Here is a 9,356-nt window from a genome sequence, read left to right on the forward strand (position 1 = left end):
GTTCCCCGTCCCGGTTCGGAAATACATTCCAAGGAACCTCCGTGGCGTTCGGTCACGATTTGATAGCTAATCGAAAGTCCCATTCCCGTTCCTTTGCCAATGGGTTTCGTAGTGAAAAAAGGATCGAATAGTTTTTGCGTAACGGCTTCGGAAATACCCGGGCCATTATCCGCGATGCCGATCGAAACCCAGCCATCTTTGGTAACTTGGGTGCAAATCTGGATTTTAGGATTAGCGATCGAGCGTCGATCGCGTTCGATTGCCATTTCCAATGCATCGATAGCATTGGCTAAAATATTCATGAACACCTGATTGATTTGTCCGGCATAGCACTCGACAGGTGGTAGGTTTCCATAGTTTTTAATCACTTCAATTTCTCGACCGGTGGATTTGGCTTTGAGGCGATTTTGTAAAATCATCAACGTGCTATCGATGCCTTCGTGAATATCTACCGCTTTCATCTCGGCTTCGTCCATGCGGGAGAAGGTTCGTAACGAAAGAACAATATCCTTAATGCGATCGGTTCCCACTTTCATGGATTTAAGAATTTTAGGTAAATCTTCGATGAGAAAATCCAGCTCGATCGCTTCGATTTCTTCTTCCACCGCCGAAATGGGCTCGGGGTAGCAGTCTCGGTATACTTCCAGTAATCCTAGTAAGTCTTGGGTATAGTCGTTGATATGGGAAAGATTGCCGTAGATGAAGTTGACGGGGTTGTTGATTTCGTGAGCGACTCCGGCCACCAATTGCCCCAAACTCGACATTTTTTCGCTTTGAATCAGTTGCATTTGCGCCTGTTGCAGTTCTTGGAGGGTTTGCTGGAGTTCCTGGGCTTTTTGCCGCAGTCTGCCTTCGGAAATTTTCAGTGCTTCTTCGGCTTGTTGTCGCGTAATTCCCAACGCGATCTCCCCAGCAGCACATTCCAAACTTTCTAGTACTGGCTCCGAAAGCGGATGGCGGGCAAATAGAGCGATAACGCCCAAGACTCGATCGTCCAAGATCAGGGGATAACCGGCAAACGAGACCATTCCTTCTCGTGCGGCCCATTCTCGATCGCTGACGTGGGGATCGTTGAGGACATCGTTGGTTAAGTGAGGTCGAGCATTTTGGGCGATCTTGCCAATTTTGAACTGACCGACTCGAATGCGAGCGTGTCCGCCATCGAGATGGGTGTAGAGACCCGAACTAGCTTTCAATTCCAGGATATTGTCTTGAGGGTTCACAATCCAAATGCGGGCAAACGCAGCATTGAGATGCTTGACGATCGCATCGGTAGAACTTTTCAGGAGTTCTGATAGGGTTTCCCCTCGGGTGAGGGCAAAATCGATATCGGCGCGCAGTGCGGCTAAGTGAAGCTGCTGAGATAAGTTTTCCTCGGCGAGTTTGCGATCGGTAATATCCAAGGTGGTTCCGGCCAAGCGATACACCTGACCCTCGGCATTTGTGAGAGGATTGAGGGTCGTCAGAAACCAAGTTCGGTCTCCTTGCAAGGTCAGACATTCTTCATAGGAGATCGTTTCTCCCGATTGCCAGCATCGAGTATATCGTTGGTGAACTGCTTCTCCCTCGATCTGACCAAAAAGCTCTTGCGGCGTTTTCCCGATGGCATCTACATAAGCGATCCCTGTGGCGCAAGCTGTGGCCCGATTCCAACTGCTATAGCAAAATTGACCGTCACCGAATAGATCGACGACGAAAATTAAATGCTCGACCCCATCGTAAATGCTACGTAAGAATTGCTCTTGTTCCTGTAGCTTGGCTTCGGCGAGTTTTCGATCGCTAATATCGGTCACCGTCCCTACGTAACCTACGACGTTGCCATTCTCATCCTGTTCTCCAACCGCTTGGCCGAAAACCCAGGCAACCTTGCCTGCGGGAGTCTCGAATCGATATTCCAAGCGAAAAGGCTCTCTAGCTTGTGCCGAGCGATACCATTCGGCGGCAACTCGATCGCGATCGTCCCGATGCACCGCCTTCGTCCAACCCGTCCCCTCGGCTTCCTTGGAAGTTAGTCCGGCAATCTCGCACCAGCGCTGGTTGACGTAAATGCAATTTCCCTCTCCGTCCGTGCGGAAAATTCCCACGGGAACCGCAGCGGTGAGGGTAGCATACCGTCGTTCGCTTTCTCGCAGAGCGATGTCTGCGCGCATGCGTTCGGATATATCTTCGTATGTCCCGAGAATTCCCACCACCTTCCTGTCAGCATCGGATAAGGGAATTTTACTCGTATCGAGCCAATCTTGTTGACCGTCAGCTTGCAGTTGGGTTTCGATAATATGCAATTCTGGTACGTTCGACTCCATGACGCGGCGATCGCATTCGCGAAAAAAGTCGGCTTCCTCTCGCGTCCAAGGTAAATCGTAATCGTTTTTTCCCGCAATCTCCTCGGGCGAACTCACCCCAGCATCGCGGGCGAAGTTGCGGTTGCATCCCAAATAGACACAATCGCGATCTTTCCAAAAAATGGACTGAGGCACGCAATCGACAACTAGTTGTAGGAATTGTTGAGATTGGCGCAGTTGAGTTTCGACAAGTTGGCGATCGCGAATATCTCGACTGATGGTCGCCATGCACAGAGGTTCTCCCGTCTGTTCGTTTTTGAGCACGAACCAGTTAAAGTCAACCGCAATCGCTTCCCCAGTTGAAAAATGCCGGAAGCGATATTCACCGTGCCAAATTCCGTCTTGCATCAAAGTGGGCAGCAGGCGACTTTCGACGTCGATCGTATCTTCAGCCATAAAGAAGTCCATCACCGGGATGGCTTTTGCCGCCTCCATACTTTCGAGTCCGACCAATTCGCATCCCGCCGCATTAATAAACAAGACTTCCCCGGTTAAACTCGCCAAACCGATGAAATCGCTGCTGTTTTCAATCAAAGCGATCAGCTTTTGCCGTTCTGCTTGGGCTTGTTTGAGTGCCGTAATATCGCGTACCCGCACGAAATTATATTCGAGTCCGTCAAACTCCAAATAATTCACTAAAATTTCTACAGGAAATATCCGTCCATCTTTGGTCTGATGCCGAGACTTGAAGGTAAAACTACCCTCTCGTTTCAATTGCTGCCAGTGTTCGGGCCAGGCTGCGACGGGCAAATCGACATCAATGTCGAAAACAGACATCGACAGTAATTCATCATGGGAATAGGCAAGGGTGTTGCAGGCTGCCTGATTGGCGTAAAAGAAGCGAGCATCCGATTGAATCCAGAAAATCGGATCGGCAGCCCGATCGAGGGAAAACCTCATCAGTTCTAGCGTGCGTTCGGCTTGTCGGCGATCGGTGATATCTTCGTAAGTACCCAGAACCCCGACGATTTCCCCTTGGGCGTTTCGCAAGGGCACTTTATTCGTATCTAACCACGCTTGCTTGCCATCAGCCTGTTGTTGGGTTTCAATCAGATGCAACTTTGGTTCTTCAGATTCGATGACGCGGCGATCGAATTCTCGAAAGAACTGGGTTTCTTCGGGTTTCCAAGGCAAATCGCCGTCGGTTTTTCCCAGAATTTCCTCGGGAGAACTCAATCCCGCATCTTCTGCAAAGCTGCGGTTGCATCCCAAATAAACAGAATTGCAATCTTTCCAAAAAATGGCTTGGGGAACGTTGTCGAGTACCAGTTGCAGGAGTTGTTGGGATTCGCGCAGTTGGGTTTCGATAAGTTTGCGATCGCTGATGTCTCGAATGGTCCCCACCAAAAATCGATTTCCCGCATCATCGACTAATAAAGATTTTTGAGTGGAAAGGGTGCGGGTAACCCCTTGAGAATCGGTGGATTCTTCCTCGTTTCGATCGGTTTTTCCCGTCGTCAAAACCCATTCATCTCGCTCCCAAAAGATATCGGCTTGTTCTTTGGGTGAGAAATCGTAATCCGATTTACCCAGGAGTTCCTCGCGGCTGCAACCGACTAAATCGCACGCTGCATCGTTGAGCAATATCCATCGATGTCGATCGTCTTTGACGAAAACGGGGTCGGCAATACTATTGAAGATGCCCGTTAAAAAGTCTGCCGAGATGGGGGTAACTGACGGGGTTTGTACTGCTTTTGGGACGGTCGTATCGATGGCAATTATCAAACCATCCCAGAGAATTGCGCCATCGGTTTGCCGTTCCGGTTGTGCCGAGAGGTGAATCTGCTGAAAATCTCCCGATGGCAGTCTCAGCCGTCCTTGCCAATCCCAAGTTGACAAAGATTCGATCGAATCTTGCAGCGATGCGTCGAAACCGGCTCGATCGTCTGAGTCGATGAGTGCGATAAACTGTTGGGCATCCTGTTGAATCGCGATCGCCGATAGTCCGAGAATTCGACTCGCACTGGCGCTGACGAAGGGAAATGAAATCGATTTCTGGGGATGCCAGCGAAACTCGAAGAGCATACCTGGCACACGATCTGCTACTCTTTCTAGGGGCGATCTCGACGGGCAACTCGTTTGTGAGCTATGCTGCGATCTCGCGGCATTTGAGCTTGGCTTTGGAGTTGCTGTCATAGTTGCTTACTTCAATTTCGTCGAGGAAATTGGGGATTGACTTACTTCCATTGTGTCAAGAGCTTCCCTTGGTGACCAGTGGGGAAGAGGGAGTGAATGGACAATGGACAATTGATAATAGGTGAGTTGTTAGTATCCCCCTTGTCTCCCTTGTCTCCCTTGTCTCCCTTGTCTCCCTTGTCTCCCTTGTCTCCATCTTCTCTAACCCGGCAAATCTTCCGGTGCGTTGCAGTTGCGTAACATTTTGGCTTCAGCATCGCTAACAGACAGGGGATGTACCGAAATTTGAGGCAACCAATTTTGAAACGATCGCCCCCCAGTGGCTAAAAATTGTTCTAACTCCGGTTGCACGTCTTTTCGATAGAAGCCGCATAGGGGTTCCCAACCTTCATCTTGCTGGGGAACCATCGCCCGTACCGAAGCCGGAAGCGTGTCGAGTCGATCGATCCAGCCTCGCAAAATATCGGCGCGCAGCAGGGGCAAATCGCACCCCAGCAGCAATATCCACTCTCCAGAAAGTTGAGAGAAAGCAACTGAAAGCGCCACGAGGGGGCCGCCTCCCGGTTGGGATTCGGTCAGCCACTGACAGTTTGGCGGTAAAATTTCGCCATAGCGATCGGGCCACGGAGTCATCACCCAAACCCGTGCGTTCAACTCGGTTGCCGTTCGATACACCCGCTGCAATAAGGGAACGCCATCCCACGGAACCAGAGCTTTGTCTTGTCCCATGCGAGAGCTTTTTCCCCCCGCTAAAATTAGAACATTGAGAGATTGTTGATTCATATATTGTTAATTCATTAAATGCGATCGATAAAAAACAGCTCAAAAATAGAGAGCGAACAAAATTAGCTCTAATGTGAAAAACATGAATAATCTCGATATTATCAAAACCCTGTACCAAGCGTTTGAGAATGGAGAAATCGATATAATTCTCGACATTCTCGATCCCAACGTCGAATGGCACGAGTCTGAGAAACTACCCTACGGCGGTACATTTGTCGGGAGAGATGCAGTGCTTGCGGGTGTGTTTGAAAAAATTGGTTTGGAATGGGAGAATTTTGAAGCCCGCGTGGAAGAATTTCTCGATGCTGGGGATACGATCGTCGCGTTAGGATTCGATCGGGGTACTTACAAAACAACGGGGAAAAGTATGCAAGCACCTACAGCATCGGTTTGGACGTTAAAACAGGGAAAAGTTGTTAAATTCGTGCAGTATATCGATACGATAAAAGTCTGCGAAGCAACGATTAACAATGAATCACTTCTTTGAGTTTTTGAGCAACCACATTTTCCTTCAAAAACATTTCTGCTTTTTCAATCCCTAACTTTAACGTCGGGCAAACCTCACACCGCCACAGATAAAATCCCCCATTCCAAATCGCCGATTTCGTCAGTTCTATGGATTTTCCTTCGATAACGGCACGTAAATCTTCGATGAGTTTCTCGTCCGATTCGAGGGGCACGTCATGTCCCCCCAATCCGTACTCTTCTGGGTGCAAGTGCAACCGTTCCCATTCTGGCGGCTTATCTCCGGCAATCGATCCGAAAGTGCCGATAATCGCCGTGCGAGAACGAGGTAAATCGCAGCTTCCTTCGAGTCCTTTGACGGTGGTATAGCAACTCCGGTCGCGCAGTTCTAAGGTGATGCGAAATCGATCTTCGCTGGGAGGGTGAACGAAACCTGCCACCAGATGAGTTTTACCGGCGTAAGGACTCCACACTAGCTCCAAACTCGCGATCGGGGGGCGTTTGCCGATTTGGTCGCGATAAGGAACTAAATCGGCGGCTTGGGGAAAGTGTTTGGGTAGGTATACGAACCCCAGTCCTGTTGTCGCGAGCATTTTCTGGGTTTCATCGAGACTCAGCCTCGTCCAATCCACTCCCAATCCCTGCCATATTTCCGTCAGGGGAGTGCCGTATTTAGTCGGCATTCGATCGCCCCCGTGCATCAGAACTGGAACGCCTGCCGCCGCTAAAATCAGAGCGGTAATCGGGGTAACTGGGGCCGTGCGCGATCGCCCATCGTAGGGGCAACTCAGAACCGTGACTCGATTTTGCCATTCGGGTTGGGTGGCTGTCGCGAGGGATGGCAAAACCGGCCCTAACTCGTCGTAGGCATCCAACATCCCCGCCAACTCTTCTGGCGTAGGGCGTTTGATGCGATGGGCGATCATAAATGCCCCGATTTGAGCGGGGGTGGCTTCTTGCTGTAACATCATCCCCATTGCCACTTGCATCCCTTGGCGGTTTAAGTCCCGACCCGTATGAGTCCCGCTACCGACCTTTTTAAGGAATTCTCTAAACTCGTTACTCATAAGTCCCAAGGGATTGTAAGTTAGTTTAATTAACTCTATACCTTAGTCAGCAAAGTGAGGATGTAGCATGGTTGACTATCCCGAAGACCTAAAATATCAAGACTCCCACGAGTACGTCCGCTTGGAGGGCGAGATTGCAACCATTGGCATCAGTGCGTTTGCCGTGGAAGAACTCGGGGATATCGTGTTTCTGGAATTGCCCGAATCGGGGGATGCTGTAGAACAGGGGGAAACGTTTGGTTCGGTGGAATCGGTGAAAGCCGTGGAGGATATGTACGCACCTGTATCGGGGACGGTGATCGATCGTAATGAACCCCTCATCGATGCTCCCGAACAACTGGCAGAAGATCCCTATGGCGAGGGATGGTTGATTAAAGTTCGTCTGGATAACCCCGATGACGAACTCGAAGACGTGCTATCGGCCCAAGAGTATCGCGCTTTAGTTGAGGGAGACGAGTAGGAGGGGATGGGGAGATGAGGTGAACAACGATTCACCCATTATCAATTGTCCGTTCGCTTCCCCAGCTTCCCCAGCTCCCGAAGCCCCCGTTTCCAATTCGTTTCAATTTATTGCAAACTGTTAAGTGAAAGCGTCGGTTGGTCAAGAACTTGACATTTCCGTTAAGGTATATTGCATAAACTTGCATTTAGGCAGGTTTTTGCCACCGGTGCTTTAGAATCCATGCGCGATCGCCAATCTCAATTATGCTCGATCTCAATCCCCTCGTTCCTTCTCAAGCAACGCAACCCAGCCGGGAGAATCTCCAATCCAACGGTCATCCTCTCCAGGGGACAGAAGATCGACAGACCCAGGGAGAATTCGTCGGCCGGCATAACGGTTCGGATTCTGAAGCCATCGGGCAGATGCTAGAGGTATTGGGTCTTTCGAGTCTCGATGAACTGATCGATCGCGTGGTTCCTGGGGCGATTCGGATGCGGTCACCGTTGAATTTACCGGCGGCAACAAGCGAGTACGAAGCCTTGAAAGAGTTAAAGGCGATCGCCTCTCGAAACCGGGTGTATCGTTCTTTCCTAGGCATGGGATACCACGGCTGCATTACCCCCCCGGTCATTCAACGCAATATTCTCGAAAATCCCGGCTGGTACACGGCATACACCCCCTACCAAGCAGAAATCGCCCAAGGTCGCCTCGAAGCCTTACTCAACTTCCAGACGATGGTGATGGATTTGACGGGGATGGAAATTGCCAACGCCTCCCTGTTGGACGAAGGGACGGCAGCGGCGGAGGCGATGAGTATGAGTTACGGCGTTTGCAAGAATAAAGCCAATGCCTTCTTCGTTTCTGCCGACTGCCACCCCCAAACTATCGATGTGGTGCGGACGCGGGCGAATCCCCTGGGGATTGAGGTGATTGTGGGCGATTGGCAAAGCTTCGATTTCGAGACCCCTATTTTTGGGGCATTGCTGCAATATCCCGCTACCGATGGGGCAATTTACGATTACAGCGAGTTTGTTGCCAAAGCCCACGAAACCAAAGCCATTGTCACCGTCGCCGCCGACCTTATCAGCTTGGCTTTGCTGACCCCTCCGGGAGAATTCGGGGCGGATATCGTTGTCGGTAGCAGCCAGCGATTTGGGGTTCCCATGGGTTACGGCGGCCCCCACGCAGCCTATTTTGCCACCCGAGAAGCCTACAAGCGGCAAATCCCCGGACGGATGGTGGGGGTTTCTAAAGATGCCAACGGTAAACCCGCCTTGCGTTTGGCCCTGCAAACCCGCGAACAGCACATCCGCCGGGACAAAGCCACGAGTAATATTTGTACCGCCCAGGTGTTACTGGCGGTGATGGCCTCGATGTACGCCGTCTATCACGGGGCCGAGGGGATTCGCGATATTGCCCGACGGGTGGCCCGGTTGGCGGCGACTTTGGGCAAAGGGTTGCAGGAGTTGGGATTTGTTCTGGGGGACGCGCCCTATTTCGATACCGTTCGGGTGAAACTGGGCGATCGCCCCGTTAAAGCGATTCTCACCGCGGCCGAGGCGCGGCAAATCAACCTTCGAGTCTTGAGGGGAGGATTTGATGAAGGCACGATCGCCATTAGCCTCGATGAAACCACCACCCCGGCAGATTTAGTCGATTTGTGGCAAATCTTCGCCGGAACCGAGACGCTACCGTTTACCTTCAAGGCGATCTACTCGACGATCGAATCTCCCATTGCCCCCCAGTTCGCCCGGACTAGCCCCTACCTCACCCAACCGGTTTTCAACGCCTATCATTCGGAAACAGAGCTTCTACGCTACCTCCATCGGCTGTTTGAGAAGGATTTATCCCTGACTACCTCCATGATTCCGTTGGGTTCTTGCACCATGAAGCTGAACGCCACCGCCGAGATGATTCCGGTCACTTGGCCGGAGTTCGGACAAATTCACCCTTTCGCCCCCACCTCCCAAACCGAAGGGTATCGGGAGATGTTCCGCCAGTTGGAAGCGTGGCTGGCCGAAATTACCGGGTTTGCTGGGGTATCTCTCCAGCCTAATGCCGGGTCTCAGGGAGAATACGCCGGGTTGCAAGCGATTCGCGCCTATCACCAAAGTCGGGAAG

6 protein-coding genes are annotated in these 9,356 nt (G+C 51.2%); 3 read left to right on the top strand and 3 right to left on the bottom strand.

Going from position 1 to position 9,356, the window contains the following annotated elements:
• Window positions 1–4,367 (bottom strand): PAS domain S-box protein (locus IQ235_RS10675; protein WP_264321456.1); only part of this gene is annotated, 4,367 nt, incomplete at its 3' end.
• Window positions 4,368–4,679: 312 nt separating this feature from the next.
• Window positions 4,680–5,261 (bottom strand): molybdenum cofactor guanylyltransferase, encoded by a 582-nt coding sequence (locus tag IQ235_RS10680; protein WP_264321452.1) that lies wholly within the window; start codon window positions 5,259–5,261, stop codon window positions 4,680–4,682.
• Between the two features lie 82 nt (window positions 5,262–5,343).
• On the opposite strand from IQ235_RS10680, the gene IQ235_RS10685 reads away from it, so the two are divergent.
• Complete coding sequence (locus IQ235_RS10685) at window positions 5,344–5,748, top strand: nuclear transport factor 2 family protein (RefSeq protein WP_264321457.1); 405 nt, start codon at window positions 5,344–5,346, stop codon at window positions 5,746–5,748.
• Here IQ235_RS10685 and IQ235_RS10690 read toward each other — a convergent pair.
• Window positions 5,726–6,793 (bottom strand): anthranilate phosphoribosyltransferase family protein, encoded by a 1,068-nt coding sequence (locus IQ235_RS10690; RefSeq protein ID WP_264321453.1) that lies wholly within the window; start codon window positions 6,791–6,793, stop codon window positions 5,726–5,728. The two genes, IQ235_RS10685 and IQ235_RS10690, sit on opposite strands and share 23 nt — an antisense overlap.
• A 67-nt stretch (window positions 6,794–6,860) precedes the next feature.
• On the opposite strand from IQ235_RS10690, the gene gcvH reads away from it, so the two are divergent.
• The gene (gene gcvH / locus IQ235_RS10695; RefSeq protein WP_264321454.1) at window positions 6,861–7,253 is read left to right on the top strand and encodes a glycine cleavage system protein GcvH; all 393 of its coding nucleotides are present in this window, start codon (window positions 6,861–6,863) and stop codon (window positions 7,251–7,253) included.
• A gap of 245 nt (window positions 7,254–7,498) precedes the next feature.
• Window positions 7,499–9,356: aminomethyl-transferring glycine dehydrogenase (gcvP, locus tag IQ235_RS10700; protein ID WP_264321455.1), on the top strand; the 1,858-nt coding region annotated here is incomplete at its 3' end.

The sequence above is a fragment of the Zarconia navalis LEGE 11467 genome, assembly GCF_015207075.1.
Lineage (GTDB): Bacteria > Cyanobacteriota > Cyanobacteriia > Cyanobacteriales > Geitlerinemataceae > Zarconia > Zarconia navalis.